Annotated in this window: 20 protein-coding genes, 1 tRNA gene and 1 other annotated feature; of the genes, 10 read left to right on the forward strand and 11 right to left on the reverse strand. The window is 53.6% G+C overall.

All coding sequences use genetic code 11. The features are described 5' to 3' along the window. Positions 1-56: 56 nt before the first annotated feature. Both R2K26_RS06240 and R2K26_RS06245 read right to left on the reverse strand, forming a co-directional pair. Positions 57-1,274 (reverse strand): alanyl-tRNA editing protein, encoded by a 1,218-nt coding sequence (locus tag R2K26_RS06240; protein ID WP_316519255.1) that lies wholly within the window; start codon positions 1,272-1,274, stop codon positions 57-59. Between the two features lie 247 nt (positions 1,275-1,521). After that, positions 1,522-2,016, reverse strand: coding sequence for an SEC-C metal-binding domain-containing protein (locus R2K26_RS06245; RefSeq protein ID WP_176820278.1), 495 nt, complete (start codon positions 2,014-2,016; stop codon positions 1,522-1,524). A 211-nt stretch (positions 2,017-2,227) separates the two neighbouring features. Here R2K26_RS06245 and R2K26_RS06250 point away from each other — a divergent pair, with 211 nt between their 5' ends. Together R2K26_RS06250 and R2K26_RS06255 are read left to right on the forward strand one after the other, a co-directional pair. Further along, on the forward strand, positions 2,228-3,220 hold the full coding sequence (locus tag R2K26_RS06250) for a hypothetical protein (RefSeq protein WP_316519256.1): 993 nt from the start codon (positions 2,228-2,230) through the stop codon (positions 3,218-3,220). Then, positions 3,217-4,569 (forward strand): HD domain-containing protein, encoded by a 1,353-nt coding sequence (locus R2K26_RS06255; protein ID WP_316519257.1) that lies wholly within the window; start codon positions 3,217-3,219, stop codon positions 4,567-4,569. Before R2K26_RS06250 ends, R2K26_RS06255 begins: the two co-directional genes overlap by 4 nt. 54 nt (positions 4,570-4,623) lie before the next feature. Here the strand turns inward: R2K26_RS06255 and R2K26_RS06260 are convergent, their stop codons facing one another. The 3 genes from R2K26_RS06260 to R2K26_RS06270 all read right to left on the reverse strand — a co-directional run bounded on the left by R2K26_RS06260 (position 4,624) and on the right by R2K26_RS06270 (position 7,320). Beyond that, positions 4,624-4,980, reverse strand: coding sequence for a type II toxin-antitoxin system PemK/MazF family toxin (locus R2K26_RS06260; RefSeq protein ID WP_176820281.1), 357 nt, complete (start codon positions 4,978-4,980; stop codon positions 4,624-4,626). A gap of 134 nt (positions 4,981-5,114) precedes the next feature. Next, on the reverse strand, positions 5,115-6,623 hold the full coding sequence (locus tag R2K26_RS06265; protein ID WP_316519258.1) for an NAD(P)H-hydrate dehydratase: 1,509 nt from the start codon (positions 6,621-6,623) through the stop codon (positions 5,115-5,117). A 163-nt stretch (positions 6,624-6,786) separates the two neighbouring features. Continuing rightward, complete coding sequence (locus R2K26_RS06270) at positions 6,787-7,320, reverse strand: DUF6106 family protein (protein WP_316519259.1); 534 nt, start codon at positions 7,318-7,320, stop codon at positions 6,787-6,789. 186 nt (positions 7,321-7,506) lie between these two features. Next, positions 7,507-7,724 (forward strand) — a binding site (T-box leader). Between the two features lie 77 nt (positions 7,725-7,801). Here R2K26_RS06270 and pheS point away from each other — a divergent pair. From pheS to R2K26_RS06290, 4 genes are all read left to right on the forward strand, one after another. Next, complete coding sequence (gene pheS / locus R2K26_RS06275; protein WP_176820284.1) at positions 7,802-8,836, forward strand: phenylalanine--tRNA ligase subunit alpha; 1,035 nt, start codon at positions 7,802-7,804, stop codon at positions 8,834-8,836. Positions 8,837-8,853: 17 nt separating this feature from the next. Continuing rightward, positions 8,854-11,211: a phenylalanine--tRNA ligase subunit beta gene (pheT, locus tag R2K26_RS06280; protein WP_316519260.1), complete on the forward strand. Its 2,358-nt coding sequence runs from the start codon at positions 8,854-8,856 to the stop codon at positions 11,209-11,211. A 174-nt stretch (positions 11,212-11,385) separates the two neighbouring features. Then, entirely contained in the window at positions 11,386-11,643 is a 258-nt protein-coding gene (locus R2K26_RS06285) for an IreB family regulatory phosphoprotein (protein WP_176820286.1), read from the forward strand. 231 nt (positions 11,644-11,874) lie between these two features. Next, positions 11,875-12,168 (forward strand): hypothetical protein, encoded by a 294-nt coding sequence (locus tag R2K26_RS06290; protein ID WP_308450032.1) that lies wholly within the window; start codon positions 11,875-11,877, stop codon positions 12,166-12,168. 67 nt (positions 12,169-12,235) lie between these two features. Here the strand turns inward: R2K26_RS06290 and R2K26_RS06295 are convergent, their stop codons facing one another. From R2K26_RS06295 to R2K26_RS06305, 3 genes are all read right to left on the reverse strand, one after another. Next, positions 12,236-14,167: a sensor domain-containing diguanylate cyclase gene (locus R2K26_RS06295; RefSeq protein ID WP_316519261.1), complete on the reverse strand. Its 1,932-nt coding sequence runs from the start codon at positions 14,165-14,167 to the stop codon at positions 12,236-12,238. A 288-nt stretch (positions 14,168-14,455) separates the two neighbouring features. Continuing rightward, positions 14,456-15,817 (reverse strand): MATE family efflux transporter, encoded by a 1,362-nt coding sequence (locus R2K26_RS06300; protein WP_316519262.1) that lies wholly within the window; start codon positions 15,815-15,817, stop codon positions 14,456-14,458. A gap of 62 nt (positions 15,818-15,879) precedes the next feature. Then, positions 15,880-15,966 (reverse strand) — tRNA-Leu (locus R2K26_RS06305). A gap of 428 nt (positions 15,967-16,394) precedes the next feature. Here R2K26_RS06305 and R2K26_RS06310 point away from each other — a divergent pair. The 3 genes from R2K26_RS06310 (at position 16,395) to R2K26_RS06320 (ending at position 18,901) form a co-directional block, all read left to right on the forward strand. After that, on the forward strand, positions 16,395-17,357 hold the full coding sequence (locus tag R2K26_RS06310) for an ROK family glucokinase (protein ID WP_316519263.1): 963 nt from the start codon (positions 16,395-16,397) through the stop codon (positions 17,355-17,357). A gap of 8 nt (positions 17,358-17,365) precedes the next feature. Then, positions 17,366-18,412, forward strand: coding sequence for an aldose epimerase family protein (locus tag R2K26_RS06315; RefSeq protein ID WP_316519264.1), 1,047 nt, complete (start codon positions 17,366-17,368; stop codon positions 18,410-18,412). Positions 18,413-18,493: 81 nt separating this feature from the next. Then, positions 18,494-18,901, forward strand: a complete 408-nt coding sequence (locus tag R2K26_RS06320; RefSeq protein WP_316519265.1) for an NUDIX domain-containing protein — start codon at positions 18,494-18,496, stop codon at positions 18,899-18,901. Positions 18,902-18,966: 65 nt separating this feature from the next. Here the strand turns inward: R2K26_RS06320 and pduL are convergent, their stop codons facing one another. Next, a complete protein-coding gene (gene pduL, locus R2K26_RS06325; RefSeq protein WP_316519266.1) occupies positions 18,967-19,536 on the reverse strand; it encodes a phosphate propanoyltransferase in 570 nt (189 codons plus the stop codon). A gap of 154 nt (positions 19,537-19,690) precedes the next feature. Between pduL and R2K26_RS06330 the strand changes: the two genes are divergently transcribed. After that, a complete protein-coding gene (locus R2K26_RS06330; RefSeq protein ID WP_316519267.1) occupies positions 19,691-20,272 on the forward strand; it encodes a uracil-DNA glycosylase in 582 nt (193 codons plus the stop codon). A gap of 69 nt (positions 20,273-20,341) precedes the next feature. Here the strand turns inward: R2K26_RS06330 and R2K26_RS06335 are convergent, their stop codons facing one another. Together R2K26_RS06335 and R2K26_RS06340 are read right to left on the reverse strand one after the other, a co-directional pair. Then, positions 20,342-21,322 (reverse strand): diaminopimelate dehydrogenase, encoded by a 981-nt coding sequence (locus tag R2K26_RS06335; protein ID WP_308450024.1) that lies wholly within the window; start codon positions 21,320-21,322, stop codon positions 20,342-20,344. A 197-nt stretch (positions 21,323-21,519) separates the two neighbouring features. After that, on the reverse strand, positions 21,520-24,009 hold the full coding sequence (locus R2K26_RS06340) for a glycosyl hydrolase 2 galactose-binding domain-containing protein (protein ID WP_316519268.1): 2,490 nt from the start codon (positions 24,007-24,009) through the stop codon (positions 21,520-21,522). Between the last annotated feature and the right edge of the window lie 400 nt (positions 24,010-24,409).

The following is a 24,409-nucleotide window of genomic DNA, read 5'->3' on the forward strand; positions in this document are numbered from 1 at the left end:
TCCCCTGCCGCGTACATAAAAACGCAGGCTTATGAAAAGTCTGCGTTTTATCTGTTTTAATTCAAGTTTTGTAGCGGTTCGGATAAAATCTCGCGAAGTTTTTGCTCTGTCTCAGCTGTTTTGGGGCAGGAGCCTTGCGATGTCACGGGGCTGCCACCGCCTTTTGCGCCGAGCAAAGCGTTGATTTTCTGTGCGGCGGCGCGGCAGTCAAGCGCGCCGTTTTTGCCGCGCGCGCAAATATAGCGCAAACGGTCACTTTCATTGCAGAACAGCACAGCAGAGAAATTATCGTCCGCGCAAAGCGTTTCGGCAATCGTTTTGCATGCGTCAAAATCGACCGGCAGGTATGCCGCAATGAAATTCTCCTGTGCTTCGGCATGCAGCTTTTCGCTGTACAATTTTGCAAGCTGCGCGTTTTTCTCGCGAAGCTTCTGGTTCAGGCCCTGCACCTGTTCTTCCTTGCGGGCGAGCGCGTCGAACACGCCGTCCGGCTTTACGGAAAGCGCAGCGGCAGTGCGGCGCAGCTCGGCGTTTTCTTTTGTGAAGTGCTCCAGCGCCAGCACGCCGCAGGCGAACGTGATGCGGCAGCCGGATTTATACCGCGCATGCTCTAAAACCTTGATCATGCCGACCGGTGCGGTGCTCATGAAGTGCGTGCCACAGCAGGTGCACATTTCGGTGTGATCACCGTCTTCCACCTCCACGATGCGTACTTCGCCGTGCAGCTTCTCATTTTTCTTGCGCAGCGGCAGATTCGGAAACTCGGAAGCGTCCACATTAAAAATACGCACGGGCGCGTTTTTCCAAACGAGTTCATTTGCGTATTTTTCGCCGGCCTCGATCTCCTCATCCGATAAATCGTGGTCAAGGTCGATGGTCACGACGTCTCCCGCCATGTGAAAGCCGACGTTTTCCGCGCCGAACAGCACGTCATAGGCATGCGAAAGCAGGTGTTCGCCCGTATGCTGCTGGGTGTATTTCAAACGCTTTGCGGCATCCACTTTGAGCGTGACGATTTCGCCCACCGCAAACGGCTTTCCTGTGCGGTGCAGCACCGTGCCGTTCGCTTCAAAGCAGTGCGTGACCGGCACAAAGCCCTGCATAGGGTCGTAAACCGTGCCGATGTCGCTCAGCTGCCCGCCGCCCTCCGGAAAAAACGGTGTACGGTCAGTCTCAAGGTCATAGCCGTCGTTTTTGTTCGGCGTACAGCTCACAACACGCGCGGTGCATTCGAGCATCTCCGGCGCGGTGAGATACAATTTTTCGCAGCTCATTTATGTACTCCTTTTGTAAAACGAGGTGCCGCCGCAGCCGCACCCCGCCTATTCTATGTTTAATTCAGTTTAATTCAAAATGTTCCGCAAGCTTTTGAAGCACTTCTTCGCGCGTATCGCGCTCTGTGTTCTCCTTTGCTAAAGCTAAATTTCGCTTCGGTATTTTCAGTATAGCATAGAAAACTCTAAAAGGCTACCGAAAAATGAAAAAATGCGCCGGACGCCCGACGCATCTTGAATTTTCAGCTTATCTGCCGCAGCACTTCTTGTACTTTTTGCCGCTGCCGCAGGGGCACGGATCGTTGCGGCCGACCTTCGGACCCTTTACGATCGTGGTGGAAGCCTTCTGTGCCTTGTAGAGCTCCTTGCGCTTCTCTTCGGTGAGAATGGAATCCCACTGCGGGAGCTTATACAGCCACTCGGCCTTTGCGCCGACCATGTTGTAATAGAGCTTCTCCGGCTCGTAATCAAGGGAAACCTCAGTCTCGGCGGTCATATTCTCCAGGTCGTTTTCCGCCTTGAGACTCTCGTTGATGCCGTCAAGGTAGCCGGTCATTTCGATGATATCCACGCCGAAGTGGTCAGCAAGTGCCTGTACGGTGCCGCTCTTCGGAGCTTCGCCCTTGAGGAGCTTCTCGTAAAAATCCTTTTCTCTAAGGAAATATTGTGTCCAGTACTGTTCTGCGCCGGGCTCTGCGGACTTCTTGTCTGCAAAATCCTGCCAATCCTTAAAAAGTGCCATGATGCTTCATCCTTTTCGTATCTTTTAAGCGGCTTTCGGTTATCCCCTGAAAGTCTATTTTTGATTATAACCGAATCCGCTGCTTTTTTCAAGCAGAAACTACCCTAATATATTGAAAAATAGTGCCAAACGTGCTATTCTTATAAAGAAATCCCGATTATATTTCGATTTTTTAGTTGAATTTCTATTTTTTGAGCACAAGGAGACAAAAATGGAACCGAACAACGAGCGCAAAACGCCCGCGGGCGAGCAAAATGAACTCTTTAAAAAGCAGGTCTTCAGCGATGAGACGCTGCGCACCGCAGATCCCGATGAAGAAGAAACCGGTGAGCAGCATTTTGAAACGCTCACTTTCGATAAACCCGCCGTGCTCGACGAACGCTTTGCCGCGCGCAAAGCAGAACGCGAAACCGCACAGCCGCCGCAGGCAAAACCGGCGGCTCCTCGTCCTGCCGCAAAGCCGGTAAAGCGCCAAGTGCCCGCCGCACAGAAAAACAAATCCGTTTCTCATGAGCGCAGATTGTACAGCGGCGAAACACCGTCCGACGCAGCATTGCGCATCACGCGGCAGATTGCGGCGCTTGTGCTGTGCCTGCTGCTTGTGTGCGGCGGCTTCTGGGCAAAGGGCACCGTGTGGGACATTTGGACCGACCGCGATATTGAAGACGTGCAGAAAAGCACGTATTACAGCGCTGCCGCAAACAGTGCACAACTTCGCTTAGATCAGAATCTCCCCATCGGTTACGACGCCGCGCAGGCTGTATGTATTTCTTTGGGACAGCCCATTTCGTCTTCCGCTATCCCCACAAAAGTAGATGACAAAGACACGCTCATCTTCCCCGCAGACCTTACGGGCAGCATGGAAACGGCGCTCGGCAGCCAAAAGCTGCGGCTTGAAACCGGCCTTACGAACACCGATCTTTTCAAAGAAATCTACAAAAGCCTCAAGAAAAAGAAACCCGTCATCGCGCTGATGCTCGTCGCGGACGCAGAATCGGCCAAGCTGCAATACGGTGTTGTGACCGGCCTTGATGTCAGCAACAACCGCGTGACCGTGGCGCTCAGCGAAGGCGTGGACACGTACACGCTGGCGGAGTTCGTCGCTGCCACACGCTTTGAAAACACGAAGAACATCCCGCTTCGCTTGCGGTTTTCGCTGCTTTTCGGTACACTTTCCCGCAATACGGCGATCTTTTTAAAATGAGCGGGCTGAAGATTACTCTCCCCGCGCCGTGCGCGTTCATCCTCTCCCGCCTACACGAAAACGGTTTTGAGGCCTACGCCGTCGGCGGGTGCGTGCGCGACAGCTTACTGCACAAAACGCCGCACGATTGGGACATCACGACCGCGGCAAAGCCGGAAAAAATCATCGCGCTTTTTTCCGACATTCCCGTTTTAGAGACCGGCCTTAAACACGGCACGGTGACACTGCTCATCGACCACGAACCGTACGAGGTAACAACGTTTCGCGTGGACGGAAATTACACAGACGGCCGTCACCCGGACAGCGTTGCATTCACGACCGATATTCGGGATGACCTTGCGCGGCGCGACCTGACGATCAACGCCATGGCCTACAGCCCCGCAACCGGAATCATTGACCCGTTCGGCGGGCAGGAAGACCTGAAAAATGAAATCATTCGTTGCGTGGGCGACCCGCACAAGCGCTTTTCGGAAGATGCGCTGCGCCTGATGCGCACGATTCGTTTCGCGGCTGTACTCGGATTTACGGTCGAGCCCGAAACGCTGCGCGCCGTGCACGACCTGCATGAAACGATCGGGCGCGTCGCAAAAGAGCGCATTTTCACGGAACTTTTAAAGACCGTCTGCGCACCGCATGCCGCCGAGGCGCTGCGTGCCGCGCCGGAGTTGTTTTTTTGCGCCGTGCCGCAGCTCGAAAATCTCAAGGGTGTGCCGCAAAACAGCAAATATCACATGTACGACGTATGGGAGCACACGCTGCACGCGCTCGAAAGTATCGGCACAGATGACCCCATCGCCTGCCTTGCGATTTTATTTCACGATGTCGGCAAAAAAGCCGTCCGCACGACGGGTGAAGACGGTTATGACCACTTTTTCGGGCACGCGGAGAAAAGCGCCGCGTTCACCGATGAAGCTCTGCGCGCGCTGCACTGCGACAACAAAACGCGCGAAAACGTCGCGGAGCTTGTTTTGCTGCACGATACCGCTTTTCCGAAGCGCACGGCAAAGTTCCGCCGCCTGCTCGCAAAGCTCGGCTATGAGCAGTTCTACCGCTTGCTCGCCGTAAGCCGTGCAGACAGCTTAGCGCACGCGCCGTGGTGCATCGACGACCGCTGCAAAGCGCTTGCGGATGCCAAAAGCGAAGCCGAAGCGCTGCAAAAAGCGGATTTCTGCTTATCTCTGCGCCAACTCAAAATCACCGGCAAAGACCTGCAAGCGTTTGGATTTCAGGGCAAAGCAATCGGCGAAACCCTAAACAAACTCTTAGACGCTGTGCTGTGCGGCCAGCTTCCGAATGATCGCGAAGTCTTGCTTTTGCACCTTGAACGGTACACACAAAAACACAAATAAAGTGCAAACCGCGCCGCTCGGAGCTTTTCCGAAACGGCGCGGTTTTTTCGGCCTTTACTTATATGTATCGTAAAGGCCGAAGCTGATACCGATGGCTTCGTTGACGCGCTGCATGGCGTCGTCATCGAGCTTGCCCATTTTTTCTTTTAAACGGTGCTTATCAATGGTGCGGACCTGCTCCAAAAGCACAATGGAATCCTTTTGCAGGCCGGTGCGCTCGGCATGGAGCGCAATGTGCGTGGGCAGGTTTGTTTTGTCGCGCTGGCTTGTGATGGCCGCCGCGATCACCGTGGGACTGAACCGGTTGCCCACATCGTTCTGCACAATAAGCACGGGGCGCACGCCGCCCTGCTCGCTGCCCACCACGGGGCTTAAATCTGCGTAGTAAATATCGCCTCTGTGTACATTCACGGTTTTCACACTCCGAACAGAATTTGCATCAACGCCCGCGACGCTACTTATATTCTTGCCCGTTTTTTCGGCGCTTAAACACGCCTGTTCCATTCTATTACAAAGTTGTGTGTTCCGTGCAAAATGCGCAGGATTTATTTGCCCTCGATCTGCAAAAAGACCTGCGGCAATTTTTCGATGAGGTCTGTCGGCAACATACCATGCTGCGAAAGCGCTTCGGCGCAAAGGTCACCCGCCGCACCGTGAATGCACACGGCGGAATATGCCGCTTCAAACGGCTGCATATTCTGCGCGCACAGCGCACCTGTGATGCCGGCCAAAACATCGCCGCTGCCGCCCTTCGCCATGCCGGGGTTGCCCGTTGTGTTCACACGCGTTTCACCGCTCGGCGCTGCGATAATTGTGCCCGCACCCTTTAGTACGGTGATAACGCGGTACGTCTGCGCAAAGGCACGCGCGGTCTGCAAGCGGTCGGCACGCAGCTCTGCCATGGTGCGGCCGTTTAGACGGCACATTTCCCCCGGGTGCGGCGTGATGATGACCGGGGCTTGCGGCACAAGTAGTTTTTCCGGCGTTTTGGCAAGGATATTCAGCGCGTCCGCATCCAGAACGACCGTCCCGTGCGCATTTTCGAGTACGGCATCCACGAGCTTTGTCGCATACGGCGCCATGCCGAGCCCGCAGCCCACAAGGCACGCACTCGCCTTGTCGATAGCATCAAGCACCGCTTCACCCGGCACTTCCGTGGGGTCATACAGCGTGAAGATTGCCTCCGGCACGGCGGGAGCCAAGATTGGGTACAGCGCATGCGGAATAGCGATGTTCAAAAGTCCCACACCGCTGCGCAGCGCCGCACGCGCAGCCATGATGCATGCACCTGCCATGCCCACGCTGCCGCAGATCATTAAAAGCCGCCCGTATGTGCCCTTGTGCCCCTCCGGGTCGCGCTTCGGGAACAGCGGACAAATGTTGCCGAGCAAAACGGATTCCGTGTCACACGGCAGCATCTCAAGGTGCTCCTCCTTGATGCCCACCTGACGCACAACGGTCATGCCGCCAAAGCCCGCTGCCGGGTACACAACGCCCGCAGGCTTCATCGCCGTAAACGTCACCGTAAGGTCTGCTTTAAAGCACGCGCCCTCCACCGCGCCGGTATCACACACCGCGCCGCTTGGAATATCCACGGAAATGTGAAACGCTTTTTTATTTTCCGCTGCACGCGCAAACAAAGGCTCCATCACGCTCGGCAGACGGCCGTGAAAGCTGAAGCCGAACACCGCATCGATGATGACGTCCGCCGCGTCTACCGCGCCGCCTGCCGTGCGGTACATGATGATCTCAATGCCGCGGCCCATTTTGTCATACGCCTGCTTTGCAAGATCGGAAGCCGGTGCGCCCTGCATCAAAACGACCGTCACCTTTGCGCCCTCGGCCGCCAATAAGCGCGCCGTCACAAAGCCGTCGCCGCCGTTGTTGCCTTTGCCGCACAAAATGACCGTTTTCTTGCCTGTGACGTCCATTTTCTCCGTCACTGCTGCCGCCACCGCGGCGCCCGCGTTCTCCATAAGCGTTTCCATGGAAACGCCGGATTTCACCGCGCATGACTCCAGCCCCCTGATCTCTGCCGCTGTCAATACCCGCATATACCTGCCCCTTTTCCGTAGCATTTTATGTTTTAATGGTATCATTTTCCCGTACGGTTTTCAACTATGGAAGCGGTGAAAATTGAAATCATTTTCGCGCCGCACGGAAAAGCGCCCCGTCACCGGAAAATCTCCGATAACGGGGCGCTTCACATTTTTGAATTTAGTTTCTGCCGAAGATTTCAAACTTTAGTCTTCTGTCCATAAACGGCTTGATGGCATCGATGCAGCGCTCGTCCGGCGAGAACACAAGAAGCGTCAAGCCGGTCTTGCGGCTCTTTGCAATGATGTACCACGCGTCCTTGCCGTCGTCCGTCTCCGCCGCGAAGATGGTCTTGTCCACGCGCTTACCTTTTAACTTCTGCGCATTCTCCGTGTACTTGCCCATCTCTTCAATCGCCTTGGCATCGAAAGACGTGAGACGTTTACGGTTTCTGCGGTTGATGATCTTATCTACCGCAATGTCGCCGTTCGTGATGCTGTACTCAAACTCCAGGCTGCGCGAGGAGATGACGTAGTACACACCGTAGATCACGCCGCAGATCACGAGGAACGGGATCATCGGCGAAACCGGCGTCAGGAAAATGCTGACAAAAATCAAGATCGCGCCGAGGATTGACACGCCGAGCGACATCAAAACATCCTTGCTGCCGGTCTTCTTTTTCACCATGTATTCCACAAACACATCTGTCATCATACTGTAAATTACCTTCCGTTTCCATAATTCAATATTGTCATTGTACCATAACCCACACGGAAGTTCAACTGCGTAATTTGTGAATTTTTATCGAATATTACGAATACCGTGCGATAACCGCAAAACTCTGTCCATAAAATCCCGCGAAAGGCTTGAAAACCGAAAATTTCTATGCTAAAATAACAGTGAAACGCGATGAAAAAGAAAAGTAGCCTGTTTTTCGTGGGCAGAGAGGGTGCGCCGTCGGCTGAAAACGCGCCTGCATTGAGTATAGGTGAAGTTCTCTTTGGAGCGGTGCGGCTGAAATTAAAGTAGGCCGCAACGGGTAGCTGCGTTAAAGGCTTTCAGAGGGCGCAATGCGCCGAAATTGGGTGGTACCGCGAGCGTTCCGGCTCGCCCCATGTTTTGTGCATGGGGCGGGCTTTTTTCATGCTCACCGTTCGGTACAAAACGGAAATCATTTATGAAAGGATATATTGATATGGGAATCAAAGAAAGCATTTCCGAGCTGCGCCAGAAGTTTGACGCAGACCTTTCCGAAGTGCGCGACAGCGAATCCATCGAAAAGCTGCGCGTTTCGTATCTCGGCAAAAAAGGCTCTGTCACCGAGCTTTTAAAGGGCCTTAAAGACCTTTCCGGCGCGGAGAAAAAAGAATTCGGCCAGACCATCAACACGCTCAAGCGCGAGGTCGACGAACGCATCACAGCACACGTGGAGCGCATCCGGCAGGAGGAGGAAGACCGCCTTGTCAACAGCGCAGAGCAATATGATGTCACGCTGCCGATGGATACCGACTGCGGCTCCTATCACCCCATCACGCTCGTGCAGCGCGAGCTGGAAGAAATTTTCGCTTCCATGGGCTTTACGATTGAAGACTACCGCGAGGTCGTAACGGATTACAACTGCTTTGAGGCATTGAACATTCCGAAGCATCACCCCGCCCGCGACATGCAGGACACCTACTATCTCGATAACGGTCAGCTGTTGAAGACCCACACCTCGGCCGCGCAGAACACCATCATGAAAAAGTACGGTGCACCGCTGCGTGCCATCTTCCCGGGCCGCTGCTTCCGCAACGAAAGCACAGACGCTTCCCACGAGAACACGTTTTTCCAGATGGAAGGCATCATGATTGATAAAGACATCTCCATTTCGAACCTCATCTACTTCATGAAGACCATGCTTTCTAAGGTCTTTAAGCAGGACGTACAGGTTCGCCTGCGCCCGGGCTTCTTCCCGTTCGTTGAGCCGGGCTTTGAGCTTGACATCAGCTGCCACATCTGCGGCGGCAAGGGCTGCTCCACCTGCCACGGTTCCGGCTGGATTGAGCTTTGCCCGTGCGGTATGATTCACCCGAACGTGTTGCGCGCCGGCGGCATCGACCCCGATGAATACACCGGCTTCGCGTTTGGTCTCGGCCTCACCCGCCTTGCCATGATGCGCTACGGCATCAAAGATATCCGCGACCTCAACAGCGGCAATCTGAAGGTGCTCTCGCAGTTCAACCACGAATAAGAAAAGGAGTCGTTATAATGCTGATTTCAATGAACTGGATCAACGACTTCGTTGATCTTTCCGGTCTGGACCTTGAAAAGCTGATTCACCAATTCACGCTTTCCACTGCAGAGGTCGAAGACATCTATTATATGGGCCGCGACATCAAAGATGTTGTTGTTGCGCGCATCATTTCCATCGAAAACCACCCGGATTCCAAAAAACTGCACCTCTTGAAGGTTGATGCAGGCGACAAGGTCTATGACTGCGTATGCGGCGCACCAAACGTGCGCGAGGGCATGCTTGTTGCCTTTGCCCGCGAAGGCGGCTCCGTTTCCGGCATGGAGATCACCTGCGCAAAAATTGCAGGCTATGAATCGCACGGCATGTGCTGCTCCGAAAAAGAACTCGGCATCAGCGCCGACCACAGCGGCCTGTGGGAGATCACGGATGACCTGCCGCTCGGCACACAGATTACGGACGCGTACGGCGTAAAGGACGTTGTGTTCGAGGTCGATAATAAATCTCTGACGAACCGCCCGGACCTTTGGGGTCACTACGGCATCGCGCGCGAATTTGCAGCGCTGACCAATCGCGAATTAAAGCCGGTCAGCCGCATGGATCTCACCCCCTACGCTTCTCTGCCGGGCATCGATATCGATATCCGCGATAAAGAGCTCTGCTACCGCTACACGGGTCTCAAGGTGCGCAACATCACGAAGAAGGTCAGCCCGGTTGATATGCGCATTCGTCTCTTTTACTGCGGCATGCGTGCCATCAACCTGCTTGCCGACCTCACAAACTACCTCATGCTCGAGCTCGGCCAGCCGATGCACGCGTTCGACTGCGCAAAGGTCGATTCCATTCAGGTGCAGCGCTTCTCCGCTCCGTTCGAGTTTGAAACGCTGGACGGCACAAAGCGCCGCATCGACGAAAACACGCTGATGATCTGCTCCAAGGAAGAACCGGTCGCCATCGCAGGCATCATGGGCGGTCTCAACTCCGAGATTGAAGATAACACGGACAGTCTGCTGCTCGAGTCCGCAAACTTTGACGCTGTAAGCGTGCGCAAGTCCTCCACGCGCATCGGTTTGCGCACGGATGCTTCCATGCGTTATGAGAAGACCCTTGACCCGGAAATGACCGACGTCGCCATCGAGCACTTCATGCAGCTGCTCACCGAGATCGACCCGGGTGTGGAGATCATCTCCTCCATGACAGACGTCTATGTCCGCCACTACGACAAAATCGACATCACGTTCGATAAGAAATTTGTAGACCGTTATACGGGCGTCGATATTTCCGACGAACAGATTTTGAATACCCTTTCCGCGCTCGGCTTCGCACCGACGCTTGAAAACGAAGTCTTCACCGCGCACGTGCCGTCCTGGCGTGCAACGAAGGATGTCACCATCAAGGCCGACATCATCGAGGAGATCACCCGTGTTTACGGCTACGATAACTTCAAGATTACGACCACAAAGGCAGCTTTGGCGCCGGTCATGCGCACCGCAGGCAACAATGATGACCGCTGGACGAAAGACCTGCTTGTACAGCGCTACGGCATGCACGAAGTGCACTCCTACATCTGGTGCGACGCGAAGAAGTACAAGGACCTCAACATCGAGATTGAGGACAACGTGCGCGTCATCAACGCCATGACGCCGGACCACACCGTGCTGCGCCGCTCCATGGTGCCGACGATGATCACCTACGTCAACGAAAACAAAGCATACGCAAACGATTTCGGTGTGTTCGAGATTGCCCGCGTCATCAACGGCCTCGGCGAAGACGGTCTGTGCGATGAGCAGAAGCACCTCGGCATTGCGCTGTACAGCCGCACTAAGAGCGAAAAGGACCTCTACCTCGGCCTGCGCGACATCATGGCTTCCATCAGCAAAGAGCTGAAGCACCGTTACTTTGAGTTCCGCATCGCGGAAGCAAAGCACAACTGGCAGCACCCGCGCAACACCGCAGAGATCTATCTCGACGGCACATACGTCGGCTTTATCACGGTCGTACATCCGTCCGTACAGTCGAAGATCGATAAGAAAGCCGTCATCGTTGCCGGTGAACTGAACATGGATACGCTCTCCTCCATGGCAGCATCCGTTATTCACTATGAGGAGCCGTCCAAGTTCCCGGGCATCGATATCGACCTCTCTCTCGTCATCGGCGCAGACCAGACGTACAGCACGCTTTCCGACGCATGGCAGAACGTCACCCCGCTGCTCAAGAACGTTGCGCTTATCGATTCCTACAACGGCGTCGTCAAGAGCATCACGCTGCGCTTTACGTTCTCCTCGAACGAGAAAACGCTCGCGAAGAACGAGGTGCAAAGCTATGTTGACACCATCATCGAGAACCTTGCGAAGATTGGCGTTGTGCTGAGATAATTTGTTAAAAATTTTCGTACCGCTTGCTTTTTTTGTTGTTTTGCGGTATGCTGTATACAGTGTTTATTCCACTGTGCTTTTATACGCGAATAAAACACCGGGCCCGGCATACAATGAAATGTAGACTGTATTTTTGCAGCCTTTACACGATCGGAAAACGAGGAGGTGTTCCACATGGCAGAAGATTTCAGCGACCGCACCCAGACATTCAGCATTGAGACGCCGCAGAAGCTCGATATGCAGCAGGTGCTCGTACAGGTTTACGATGCACTCAAAGAAAAAGGCTATAACCCCATCAGCCAGATCGTGGGATATATTCTCTCGGAAGATCCCACATACATCACCACGCACAACAACGCACGCAGCCTCATCCGCAAGATCGACCGCGATGAGCTGCTGAAAGCAATGGTGCGTACCTATTTGGGCGAATAAGCCTGTTTTCTGATGCGCCGTCGCTTTATGCACGGCATTGCCTGAAACCGAAATTGCCGCTTGGCGGATTTTTCCGTCGGCGGCAATTTTTATTTTCAAATGTGCAAATACAAGTTGTCTTTTTTCTTAATCTATGCTATACTAATTAAAAGTGTATTGAATGCTTTGCACCGGTGCTTAGAAAGTTCCGGCATTTTCCCCAACGAGACTTTATGAAAGGATTTGCATACTATGAGCGAAAAGCAGAAGAGCCCGTTTCCCATGTACCGCGGCAAGCCCCTTGTGCGTAGCGGCGATACCATTTACTACGGAAACATGACCGATAAATACGTCATCAAGATCGACATCAAAACGAAGAAGACCGTGGAGGACATGGAGGTTGCCGATAAGTGCATTGTGCAGCTCATGCTCACCGACCCGGAGATTCGCTCCAGAAAACAGATTGTAAAGACCAGCGAGAAAAACGGCCTTTATCTTGCTTTGGACATCGCCGATGCTTGGCTTACCCGCGCATTGACAGAATAAGCAGTTAATTCCGCAAAAAAATCACCGAGGAAACCGTTTGTCCGGTTTATCTCGGTGATTTTTTGCTTTATTCTTTCCTTCTCGGCTGCTTGCCGTGCTTTTCTTTGCGCTGACGTTTGTTTTGGTACATGGCAATATCCGCTTTTTCGAGCATTTCGTCATACGGCGCGGCAACTTCATCTATGAAGCAGCAGCCCATGGAGAACCGCAGCGGTACATGCTGTCCATCGTGCAGCACGGCTTCGGAGCTGTCCTGCGCCTGCTCAAGCTGCGTGAGCTTCTCCCGCAGCGCTTCTTCGCTTTTTTCTTCGAGGAACAGGACAAATTCATCGCCGCCGTGACGTGCAGTAAGGCCGCTTTCGCCCACGATCTTTTTTAAGATTTCTGCTGCGGAAATGATATATTGGTCGCCGCTCTCGTGCCCGTAGGTGTCGTTGACCTCTTTCAAGTCGTCAAGGTCGATCATCACCACGGCGTAAGTATCGCCTGTACCCGCTTCCAAAATGCGCTCCACACGGCGGCTCAGGCCGCGGCGGTTATAAAGTCGGGTCAACGGATCGGTGTCACGCTCAGATTCGATCTGTATGCGGCGCTGCATCTCCTCCGTCACGTCGTTCACCACGCCGAAAACACTGCTCTCCTCGTGCGTTTCCTCCAGCTTTATGTAGCGGTCCGGCTCGCCCGGAATGCGGTATACGTTGCGCTCGCCGACCACGCGGCTGCGGCGCAGCTCCTCGATGAATGTATACAGATGCACGCGGTCACCGGTGTAGTACGCCGTCTCCTCATCCGTCCATCCAAAAATCTGTGGGATACGCTCCGTGCAATACACCTGCTGCACGCCGTCACGGTACTCGTACACGCCGATGTTCATTTCCGTGCGGCTCAAAACGTATGACATTTTGCGGTCGTTGTTGACAAGGCTGCCGACCATCTCGTTGATGTATCGGCTGAGCGCAGAAAACTCCCGGCTGCTCTGCACGTTGACTTTTTCCTCCAAATTGCCTTGCGTGATGCGATTGAGCTTGCCGTTTATGCGGTGAATGTCATGAATAACGTACCGATTCACGCAGTTCGCGACGAAAACCGTCAACGTACCGCAGATTAAAACCAGACATAGCGCCAGATTCAAAAGATCAAGCGGAATACGTTCGTACAATACGTCCATCGGAATGATGAAACCCATGTAACGGGTTTGTATCTTCTTAAAAATGCAGTAGTAGTATTTTCCCTCAATATTTGCGTGAAAGCCGTGCTCCTCATTTTGCATGCTCTCGGCAGAAATACCGAGGTTTGCCACGGTCTTCCCCACCATATCCGCATTCGTTGCGCCGATGACCGACAGCGTTTCACTGTCTACGGCACAGTAATCGATCGCCGGGCTGATATTGAGCTGATGAAAAATATACGAAATCTCGTTTTTCTCCATAGCCTCCGTTACAAGCTGCGGGTCTTTGCCCACCTGCACGATGAATGTGCCGTCTGCGCTCCACACGGCGGAATACTGCATGTTTTTGCCCTCAGCGGTGTTCGGGCCGGCATCCTGCACAAGCTGCAAGGATTTATCCGTGAGCATCGGCGCAAAAAACGCCATCTGCTCACCGGATGAAAACGAATAGCCGTAATACTCCGGATTTGTGCCGGAAACAATCGTGCCGGTCTCATCAAAAATATGAATTTCATCAAGCTCCAGCAGATTCGCATATTTTTTCAGCTTTAAGGTATCGTTTGTTGCCTCCGGGTCTTTTTGCAGCAGAAAGGCAATGGCTTCGGCATCATGCAAACAGGTCTTATCGTATTTTTCCTTGACCTGCTTCAGTTCATTCTCATTTTCTTCGATAATCTGCTCCAGACGCACAAATGTACCGGCAGCGGTGTCTTCCACGCGGCCCTGTTCAATCAGAATTTCCGCAAAGGCGATTACCACAAGGATCACTAAAGCCATCACGATTGCCGCAGAACGAATATAGCGATTGATAATTTGCTTCAGAGATTTCATAGGTTCACCGCCGTTTCGTTTAAGTTTGAATAAAACCAAATTGGTTTTGAGTACTGTATTTGAAATCAAGTATATCACATATATCGTATTTTGTCCAGAAATACAAAGCGAAACAACAAATTTCACTTGTTTTTTGCATGAATTGACGTGTTTCGCAAGGATATCGCAAAAGCGTCAGCCATCGTTTTAAGGATCTCCCGCCCATTTTACAAATAACGCTTGAATTTTTGTAAAAAGCGCACCGCCCACCCGTAAAGCACGGACAAGCGGTGCGCCCAAAATTGATATTTAGCTTTCTGTACGCTTCAAATTGCTTTCGCCGAAATGCAGCAGTTTTTCTTTATGAATGAAGTAATACACCACGCCTGTAACATCCGCGAGGAACCAACCGATCGGCACCGACCACCAGATGCCTGTAACACCGATGATAGCGGATAAAAGATATGCCAGCACCACGCGCGTACCGAGCGAGATGACCGTCAGCACCACGCTCATACCGGGCTTTGCGACCGCGCGGTACAGCCCGTAGAGCAGGAATAAGCAGCCAATGCCGCAGTAGAACGCGCCCTCAATGTGCAGGTAGCGCACGCCCTCGGCGATAATCTCCGTTTCGCCCGCTTCCACAAACAATAGCATAAGCGGCTTTGCGAACACGAACACCAAGGCGGACACAATCACGCAAAACACAACGGATACAAGAACCGCGCCTTTCAATCCCTTGCGGATGCGTTCCTGCTTGCCCGCACCGTAATTCTGCGCGATGAATGTGGAGAACGCGTTGCCGAAGTCCTGCACAGGCATATACGCGAATGCGTCAATCTTCACCGCCGCCGCAAACGCCGCCATTACCGCCGCGCCGAAGCTGTTCACAAGCCCCTGCACCATCAAAATGCCGAGGTTCATCACGGACTGCTGCACGCAAGTCAAAATGGAATACCCGGCAATCTCCCGGATACGGCTCGCGTGGATGGGCGAGCGGCTGCACAGCGCGCGCAACTGCGGACATTTGATGAGCGCGCAGACCATGATGCCGATGCCGGAAACATACTGCGCGATGACCGTGGCCCCCGCCGCACCCGCAACGCCAAAGTTGAGGCCGATGACGAACCACAAGTCGAGCGCGATATTCAAAACCGCCGAGACCGCCAAAAACACGAGCGGCACGACGGAATTACCCACCGCGCGCAGATAAGACGCGAAGTAATTATATAAAAACGTTGCGAAAATGCCCGCGAATACGATTGCGATATACGCACGCATATCGTCCCAAACGTCGTCCGGCACCTGCAAAAAGCTCTTAATGAGGTCAAGACACGCAAATGCGAGACCGTTTAAAAGCAGCGTCACGCCTAAAATGAGCACGAACGAAGCCCGTACACTTTCTTTTAAGGCAGTTTCATCGCGCTGCCCGAAGCGGATGGAAAACAGCGCACCGCTGCCCATGCACAGCCCAAGCAAGATCGATGTTAAAAATGTCATCAGCGAAAACGACGAGCCGACCGCCGCCAGCGCCGTTTTGCCGAGGAAGCGTCCTACAATGAGCGTGTCCGCAATGTTGTAGCACTGCTGCAATAAATTGCCGAGGATCATCGGCAGCGCAAACCACGGCATAGACCGCATCACCGGCCCCCGGGTCAGATCTTTGTTCATATTAAAACCTCCGCAGCGAGTTTTATACATCAAAAAAGCCCGACACAAAAGTGTCAGGCTTTTGGTGCCGGCGACCGGATTTGAACCGGTACGATGTTTCCATCGAGGGATTTTAAGTCCCTTGCGTCTGCCGATTTCGCCACGCCGGCTTAAATTATCTTAATTATAATAGCACATCCCGGCTATAAAATCAAGCCATTTTATTCCGGCATTTCATATTTTTCTGTTCATCCGCGTAAAAAGGCATCCCCCCGGCTAAGCCAGGTACTCGGAAACCCTGAAAAGGCATATTACGGACAACGCGGTCTGCTTGGCCATTCCTTTGCTCCATTCATAACATCGTTATGAAATATATATCCGTAAAATCAAATGTCAACAGGCGAATTGGAAAACGTACACGCAAGCCCGAATTCTGCGCTTTCACTTTCATTCTATTGCCCACAAAAGGCTGATTTCGCAAAAATCGCAAATTTTTCAACTTTTTGCATTTACAAACATGCGCTTTATATTGTATACTATAGATAAAAGACCGGGCGCAAGGCGTGCCGGAATATTCCATCTATAAGGAGTTCGTATTATGTACTATCTTGGTGTTGACGTAGGCGGCACAAACATTGCCGTCGGTATCGTAGACGAAAACAATGCGATCATCGCAAAGGCTTCCCATCCGACGCCCGTTCCGTGCACGGAAGACGCATTCTGCGATGCGATTCTCGCTGTATGCAACGATGCACTGGCAAAGGCCGGCCTGACCCTCGACGATGTACCGTGGATCGGCATCGGCTGCCCGGGCACCGTTAACCGTGCTACCGGCATCATCGAATTTGCTAACAACCTCTATTTCAAGAACTTCAAGCTCCGCGACATGATGGCAGAGCGCACGAACGGCAAGCTCGTCATTCTGGAGAACGACGCTAACGCAGCAGCTTACGGCGAATATCAGGCAGGCGCACTTGCAGGCGCAGACAATGCGCTGGCTATCACACTTGGCACAGGCGTCGGCGGCGGCATTATCATCAACGGCAAGGTCTACTCCGGCAGCAACTTTGCCGGCGGCGAGCTCGGCCACACCGTCATCGTTGTTGACGGTCGTCCCTGCACTTGCGGCAGACACGGCTGCTGGGAGACCTATGCTTCTGCAACGGGTCTCATCAAAACCACAAAAGAGCACATGAAAGATGCCCCGAAGGACTCTCCGATCTGGACAATTGTTGACGGCGACGAGTCCAAGGTTAACGGCAGAACCGCATTTGACGCTATGCGCGCAGGCGACCCGGTCGGCAAGGCTGTTGTTGACGAGTACATCAAGTACCTCTCCGTCGGCCTCACCGATATGATCAACATCTTCCAGCCGGCTATCCTCTGCATCGGCGGCGGTATCTGCAACGAGGGTGAAACGCTTCTCGCTCCGGTCAGAGCATTCATCGATAGAGAGCAGTATGCTATGAACTCCACGAAGAAGACGAAGGTCTGCAAGGCGCAGCTCGGCAACGACGCCGGCATCATCGGCGCTGCACTGCTCGGTAAGCAGGAGGACTGATTTTCCCCATGTCTCTTACAAAATCCGTGTTCGGCACGTTCCCCTGCGGGAAAACGGCTGACGCTTATACGCTGAAAAACGCGTCAGGCGTGACGCTTGTGCTCACAAACTACGGTTGCCGCATTTTACAGCTTTTAACACCGGACAAGTCCGGTAAGCTCGGCGATGTCGTGCTTGGCCACGCCACGCTCGAGGAATACCTCGGCTCCGACTTTCAGGGCACGTTCGTCGGCCGCTACGCAAATCGCATCGGCGGCGCAACGCTCACCATTGACGGCGTAACGTATGCACTCGATCAAAACGACGGCGCAAACACGCTGCACGGCGGCACAAAAGGCTACCATCAAGTACTGTTTGATGTGAAAAAGACAAACGACGGCGACGAACCGTCTGTCACGTTCACACATGTCAGCCCGGACGGCGACGAAAACTACCCCGGCACACTGACCGTTGAAGTGCAGTACACTTTGACAGCCGACAACGCCGTGGAGATTACCTACCGCGGCAAGACCGACCGTAAGACAGTATTCAACCCGACGAACCACTCGTTCTTCAACCTGAAAGCCGACGGCTCCAAAAACGTGCTTTCCACGCTTGTGACGATTCACGCGTCTGAGGTAACGGCGGTCACAGACGACCTCATTCCCACCGGCGAGTTGCTGCCCGTAAAAGGCACGCCGCTCGATTTCACGGCTGCAAAGCCGCTTGGGCAGGATATGTTCGCGGATGACCACCTCATCCAGCTCTGCGGCGGTTTCGACCACAACTTCTGTGTGGACGGCGAGGGCATGCGCGAGATTGCAGTAGCTTACGAGCCGGAGACCGGCCGCGAAATGACCGTCTATTCCGATATGCCCGGCGTGCAACTGTATACGTTCAATCGCACCTCCGGCCTGAAGAACAAAGACGGCAGCGACATGGTTCCCCACGGGGCACTGTGCCTTGAGACACAGTTCTACCCGGATTCCGTGCATCACGAGAACTTCCCGTTCCGCTATGTCACGCCGGAGAAACCGTTCGAGTCCAAAACAATCTATAAATTCACTGTGAAATAATGTGGGAGGGCTGCCGCAGGGCGGCCCTTTCCGATTTCATCGCCTGCGGTTTTCCGCGGCAAATTGCAAGGAGGTCATTTTTTGAAAAAAGAAATTTCCTGCGGCGCGGTCATTGCGCGGCAAACCGAAAACGGACGTGAAATTCTGCTCATCCGCCATGTAAACGGCGGTCATTGGGCGTTTCCGAAAGGCCATATGGAGGGCAATGAGACCGAAAGCGAGACCGCCTTGCGCGAGATCCGCGAGGAGACCGGCCTTACAGTCACGCTTGATACCGGCTTTCGCGCCGTTGTCACCTACTCCCCGAAGCCGGATGTCATGAAAGATGTCATCTATTTTGCAGCCGAATACATCGGCGGCGAAGCGCACCGGCAGGTAGAGGAAGTCACCGAGCTCTGCTGGGTACCGGCAGAAGAAGCTGCGGCACACATTACGTTTGAAAACGATAAAGATGTGCTGAGGAAGTACAGAGAATATTGCAGAGCATAACAAAAAGAGCGTGCAAACTTTCAACTGCACGCTCTTTCTTTATGCTCATGTAGCTTTAAGCGAAATTACTTAACGATCTCGCCCTCAACGGTGCCGCCGAGTGCCGCTGCGTTGGACTCATCGGTGTCGATGTGCATAGCAGCCGCATACTTCGGGCTGACACGTACAACAACGTCACCGAAAATCACGCTGCGCTCGCCTTCCTTGCCGACCTTAACGGAGACGATCTGCTTGTCTTCCACACCGGCTGCCGCTGCCTCTTCCACGTTGAAGTGGATGTGGCGCTTTGCTGCGATGACGCCCTTTTCAATGACGACTTCGCCTGCCGGGCCCTTCAGCGTACATCCCGGGGTGCCCTCAAGGTCGCCGGACTCACGGATCGGTGCTGCAATGCCGAGCTTGCGTGCGTCGGTCAGTGCAACTTCAACCTGCGTCTCCGGGCGCGTCGGGCCAAGGATGGACATAACAAGGGAACCCTTCGGGCCGATGACCTCTACCTTCTCGTTGGAAGCGTACTGGCCGGGCTGAGAGAGTTCTTTCTTAACGGTAAGCTTTGCGTCTGCGCCAAAAAGCGTCTTCAGATCCGCTTCGGACACGTGAACGTGACGTGCGGAGGTTTCAACCATAACTTTCATTTGAAAATACCTGTCCTTTCCGGATTTTGTATTTCTATTTTACTACGAACCGACAGAAAATACAAGTTTTGGGCTATGTTTTTTCTCCGATTTATGATAAACTTAATGCAGAAAAGACCGTAATTTGAAAAAACGCGAAAAGTCGGTGTGAAATATGTTTGAAAACTGGGAAGAATTGAAAGAAAACTGCCTGAACTGCCGCAAGTGCAGCCTGTGCGAAGTGCGCTCCAATGTCGTGTTCGGCGTGGGTAACTCGCGCGCGAAGGTCATGTTCATCGGTGAAGGCCCGGGCCGAAACGAAGATTTGCAAGGCGAGCCGTTCGTCGGTGCAGGCGGTCAGCTGCTCGATAAATACCTCGCCGCCGTCGACCTCGACCGCCGCACGAATATCTACATTGCAAATATCGTCAAATGCCGCCCGCCGCAAAACCGCGACCCCTTGCAGGAGGAACAGGAAGCCTGCATGGACTGGCTGCGCAATCAAACCGCCCTGCTGCGTCCGAAGATCATCGTATGCCTCGGCCGTATCGCCGCCATGCGCATCATCAAACCCGATTTCAAGATCACACGCGAGCACGGACAGTTTTTCAAAAAAGGCAACATCTACATGACGGCAACCCTCCACCCCGCCGCCCTGCTGCGCAATCCCGCACAAAAGCCCGCCGCGTTCGACGACTTTTTAAAGCTCCGCGATAAGATTGACGAGCTTCAGGCAGACATTTCCAAAACATATTAAACATACAAAAGCTGCTCCGTTTTCACGCGGAACAGCTTTTTTCGTTTTAATTATAAACTTGCATGAACCTTACAGCAGCTTTGCGCGGAGCGCTTCGCCGCTTTCCGGGTGGAGATACGCCGGAGCAACGTCAAAGACGGTCTTGCAGCCCACCTGACCTTCACTGTGCATGCGGTATGCCGCGCGGGCAAACGCTACGAGCACACTGGAAGTGAACTCCGGGTTGGAATCAAGCGTCAGCTTATACTCGATGATGTGCTTGTTTTCGCCATTCAGACCCGTCACACCGGTGCGGAACACCATGCCGCCGTGCGGAATGCCTGAATGGTCGCGGTCAAGCTCTTCCTGGCTGATGAAGTGTACGGTCGTATCGTAATCGGAGAAATAGTTCGGCATCGTGACGATGGCTTCCTCAATGGCAGCCTTGTCCGCACCCTCTTTGGCAACGACAAAGCACTCTCGGGTGTGCTTCTCGCGCGTCGTCAGCTCCGGGTTCTCGCCGCGGCGCACACTTTCAAGCGCGCTCTCCACCGGGATAGTATACTGGCGGGCATCCTGTACGCCGGGAATGCGGCGAATCGCATCGGAGTGACCCTGGCTGACACCCTTGCCCCAGAACGTGTAGTCTTTGCCGTTCGGCAAAATCGCCTGACCATAGAGGCGGTTCAGAGAGAACATACCCGGGTCCCAACCGACGGAAATCATGCCGAGGTGGCCGCTCTTCTTGCAGGCCGCGTCTACGTCCGCAAAATGCTCCGGGATCTTCGCGTGCGTGTCAAAGCTGTCGATGACATTAAAATACTGTGCAAGCTCTGCGGTTTGCTTCGGCAGGTCGTTCGCGCTGCCGCCGCACAGGATCATGACGTCAATCTTATCCGTCATGTTTTTTGCCTGCTCCATAGAATAAACCGGCACGCCGGTCTTCGTCTTCACACTGTCCGGGCTGCGGCGTGTGAAAACGCCCACAAGCTCCATATCTTCCGTGTGGGAAAGCGCACTTTCCACGCCACGGCCAAGATTTCCGTATCCGGCAATGCCGATTCTAATCATTTTTATCGCTCCTTCATGTATCTTTCAAAATCATAACAGCGCAAGTTAGTTTACACTACGATTTCAATTTCTTTATCTATTATACGCAAACGCACGATATTTTGCAAGAGAAAATGCAGGGAAACTTGAAAAAGCCGTCACAAAACAGCTATTCTCTGTCTTGTAACGGCTTTTGTCTTTTTAGTTTTAACGCAAAATCAGCGAATGTTATACACGCTGCGCATATGAATACCGTTCGCATCGCCGCTCACAATGCGGATGCGGCGCTCTTTACCGGCTTCGAGGTCGAAGTAGTTGTCTTCAAGCACCCAGTCCTCGTTCTCGTTCAGTACTTCCACGCTCTTCGCGTATGCCTTTGCGGAAACGATAATCTCATCGCCCACCACACGGCAGGAAAGCTGCGGGTCGATGTAATCGTAATACTTCGGCACGGAGAACAGCACGGTGGATTCGGAGATCATCTCGCCGTTCTGGTAGCACGCATAGTGCACATGGTCGGTGAACATGTTCGCTTCCGGCAGTTCTACGGTATCGAGCCACACGGTGTCCATTGCGGGCACGGTGATTTCCACCTCGCCGCCGTCGCGCAGAACCTCGGAGCGGTTATTGCGCAGCTCCCACTTCACGGTGACCGTCTGCGGCTGCATCGTCTCGTTGGAGACGTTCAGGCGGATGCTCTTTACGGTGTCGGTGTTCAAGTCACGACACTCGCGGTTCGGGTTCGGGTCATCCAAGAAGCCCTTTTCTTCGCAGGAGAGCAGCACCGGCGCGAAGAAGCGCTTTTCATAGTAGTGCAGCGCCTTCCAGCGGCCGAAGTAGTCGATAGACGACCAAGAAGCAACCGGCCAGCAGTCGTTCAGCTGCCACACGATCGCGCCCATGCACTGTCCGCGATGACGGCGCCAGTGCTCTACGCCGTACTTCATCGCCTCGGCGCTCAAAAGCTGCGAGGTATACAGCAGCGTGCCGAGGCCCTCCGTCGGGTAACGGTACGTCTGGCCGAGATACGTCATGATCTTGCTATTCGCCGCGTTGTTGCGCTGGTGCTTCTCCATGACATAGGAGAAAATATTTCTGTCTTCCGGCTCCGTGAAGGATTCGACCGTTTTCAGCGTCGGGAACGCCTGGAAGCCGAACTCGGAAACATAGCGGAAGTTGTGGTTGCGGTAGTCCGTAAACGGCAGGCTACCGTGCCAAACGTCCCAGTAGTGCACATCGCCGCGCGTCTCGTCGGTCGGGTTGTCAAAGTCGCCGCCGGAGGACGGGCTTGAGGGCCAATAGTACGTCTGCGGGTCAAGCGCTTTTACGGTCTTCGGCAGAATGTACTCGTAAAGGCGCGTGTAGTTGCCCTTCTGCTTCGGGGTCAGCTCCCACATCGGCGGGTGGCCCGTCGGGTTGTTCGGCATAAGCGCCAAACCGCCGAAGAATGTGAACATCTCCATCTCGTTGTTGCCGCACCACAGGCCAAGGGAAGCGTGGCTGCGGATGCGTTTGATGTTATCGTTGAACTCCGCACGGAGATTTTCTTCAAACTCGTCGCTCAAATTGTAATGTGCGCAAGCAAACATGAAGTCCTGCCAAATGACGAGGCCCAACTCGTCACATACATCGTAAAATGCATCGCTCGGGTAATGGCCGCCGCCCCATACGCGCACGCAGTTGTGGTTTGCCACCACAGCCTGCTCAAGGAGCTTTCTCGTACGCTCCGGGCTCGTGCGCGGCAGAATGTTGTCCTCCGGGATATAGTCCGCACCCATCGCGAAGAACGTCACGCCGTTCACTTCATGCGCAAAGCTCTCGCCGTACCGGTCTTTCTCGATGTGCATCGTCATCGTGCGCAGACCGATGCGCTTTTCCCACGTATCAACGGTCTCGCCGTCACGCTGTAAATCGACACGCACCGTGTAAAGCGGCTGCTCGCCGAGGCCATGCGGCCACCAAAGCTGCGGGTTTTCCACCGCAATCTCCTTCGGGGAGCCTGTGTAGATCTTCTCCTCGCCGTTCGGCATCGTGAGCGTCACGGTGTAGGTCAACTCCGCGCCGTTTACAGTCTCGATCTCCGGCTCAATGCCGAGCGTCACGGTGTTCTCACCGTGCGTCTGCTTCACGTATGTGCTGATGATGCGGCCGCCGTTCACGCCGCAAAGCATAATGTCGCGCCAAATGCCGGCATCAGGCAGGCGGGGACCCCAGTCCCAGCCGAACATGCAGTGCGCCTTGCGCAGGTTCGGGAAGCCGACCATTGCGTCGTCGCTGCCGCCCGCGTGGCAGATCTTATCCTGCTCTTTGATGTACTTTGTCGGCGAGTGAAACACGATCTCAAGCGTGTTGCCGGTCGTTTTCAGGCTATCTTTTACGTCAAATTCCCACGTGCGGTGCATGTTGCACACGCTCGCGATTTTCTCGCCGTTCAAAACGATGTCGGCAATGGTGTCGAGGCCCTCACAGCGCAGTAGGACGCGCTCGCTGTTCAAAACGTCCGCATTCACGTCGAACGTCGTATTGTAGCGGTAGTCCTCGTCCATCAGCGCCAACGCTTTCATCTCGTTGTCGCGCCAATAAGGGTCTTCCATGCGACCCGCGTTCAGCAGGTCATTGTACACGGAGCCCGGCACGGTCGCAGGAATCGTGTCATTTTTTCCGACGGTCGTCAGCTGCCAGCCGGAATGTAAAAGCTGTTTCTTCATTTCTTTTATCCTCTCGTTTTAATCGGTCTTTATGCAGTATAGCACCGGTTCCACAAATTGTAAAGCGACTGCTGCCCCTTTATTCCGGTAAAGCAAAAAATTCGCAAAATACCGAAAAAAGTATTTCTTTTTCGTGTAGTTTTCATGTTAAAAAGTGCAATATCCTTATTCTAAATAAACCGATTTATAGAACTCCCCATTGCCCATGTGTCCGTCAATCGCACGCCAACGCAGCCTAGCTGCACATATGATCGTCCCGTCATAGTCCTCTATGTCATCTTCCGATACACTTTTCTAAAGCAAATTGAACTCTTTTTCAGTTTCATCATATCATATTCGCCTACACTGCACAAGCAAAATATTTCCGGATATAACAAAAAAGCACCTACAAACGTAAGTG

Source organism: Neglectibacter sp. CSJ-5 (assembly GCF_032490475.1).
In the GTDB taxonomy this organism is placed as follows: domain Bacteria; phylum Bacillota; class Clostridia; order Oscillospirales; family Acutalibacteraceae; genus Hominenteromicrobium; species Hominenteromicrobium mulieris.

Bases quoted from the DNA above. Each gene is read 5' to 3' on its own strand.
- R2K26_RS06290 (WP_308450032.1), top strand. From the start codon at position 11,875: ATGAGCGAAAAGCAGAAGAGCCCGTTTCCCATGTACCGCGGCAAGCCC.
- R2K26_RS06310 (WP_316519263.1), top strand. From the start codon at position 16,395: ATGTACTATCTTGGTGTTGACGTAGGCGGCACAAACATTGCCGTCGGT.
- R2K26_RS06240 (WP_316519255.1), bottom strand. From the start codon at position 1,274: ATGAGCTGCGAAAAATTGTATCTCACCGCGCCGGAGATGCTCGAATGC.
- R2K26_RS06295 (WP_316519261.1), bottom strand. From the start codon at position 14,167: ATGAAATCTCTGAAGCAAATTATCAATCGCTATATTCGTTCTGCGGCA.
- pheS (WP_176820284.1), top strand. From the start codon at position 7,802: ATGGGAATCAAAGAAAGCATTTCCGAGCTGCGCCAGAAGTTTGACGCA.
- R2K26_RS06335 (WP_308450024.1), bottom strand. From the start codon at position 21,322: ATGATTAGAATCGGCATTGCCGGATACGGAAATCTTGGCCGTGGCGTG.
- R2K26_RS06245 (WP_176820278.1), bottom strand. From the start codon at position 2,016: ATGGCACTTTTTAAGGATTGGCAGGATTTTGCAGACAAGAAGTCCGCA.
- pheT (WP_316519260.1), top strand. From the start codon at position 8,854: ATGCTGATTTCAATGAACTGGATCAACGACTTCGTTGATCTTTCCGGT.
- R2K26_RS06315 (WP_316519264.1), top strand. From the start codon at position 17,366: ATGTCTCTTACAAAATCCGTGTTCGGCACGTTCCCCTGCGGGAAAACG.
- R2K26_RS06330 (WP_316519267.1), top strand. From the start codon at position 19,691: ATGTTTGAAAACTGGGAAGAATTGAAAGAAAACTGCCTGAACTGCCGC.
- R2K26_RS06250 (WP_316519256.1), top strand. From the start codon at position 2,228: ATGGAACCGAACAACGAGCGCAAAACGCCCGCGGGCGAGCAAAATGAA.
- R2K26_RS06265 (WP_316519258.1), bottom strand. From the start codon at position 6,623: ATGCGGGTATTGACAGCGGCAGAGATCAGGGGGCTGGAGTCATGCGCG.
- R2K26_RS06340 (WP_316519268.1), bottom strand. From the start codon at position 24,009: ATGAAGAAACAGCTTTTACATTCCGGCTGGCAGCTGACGACCGTCGGA.
- pduL (WP_316519266.1), bottom strand. From the start codon at position 19,536: ATGAAAGTTATGGTTGAAACCTCCGCACGTCACGTTCACGTGTCCGAA.
- R2K26_RS06270 (WP_316519259.1), bottom strand. From the start codon at position 7,320: ATGATGACAGATGTGTTTGTGGAATACATGGTGAAAAAGAAGACCGGC.
- R2K26_RS06300 (WP_316519262.1), bottom strand. From the start codon at position 15,817: ATGAACAAAGATCTGACCCGGGGGCCGGTGATGCGGTCTATGCCGTGG.
- R2K26_RS06285 (WP_176820286.1), top strand. From the start codon at position 11,386: ATGGCAGAAGATTTCAGCGACCGCACCCAGACATTCAGCATTGAGACG.
- R2K26_RS06255 (WP_316519257.1), top strand. From the start codon at position 3,217: ATGAGCGGGCTGAAGATTACTCTCCCCGCGCCGTGCGCGTTCATCCTC.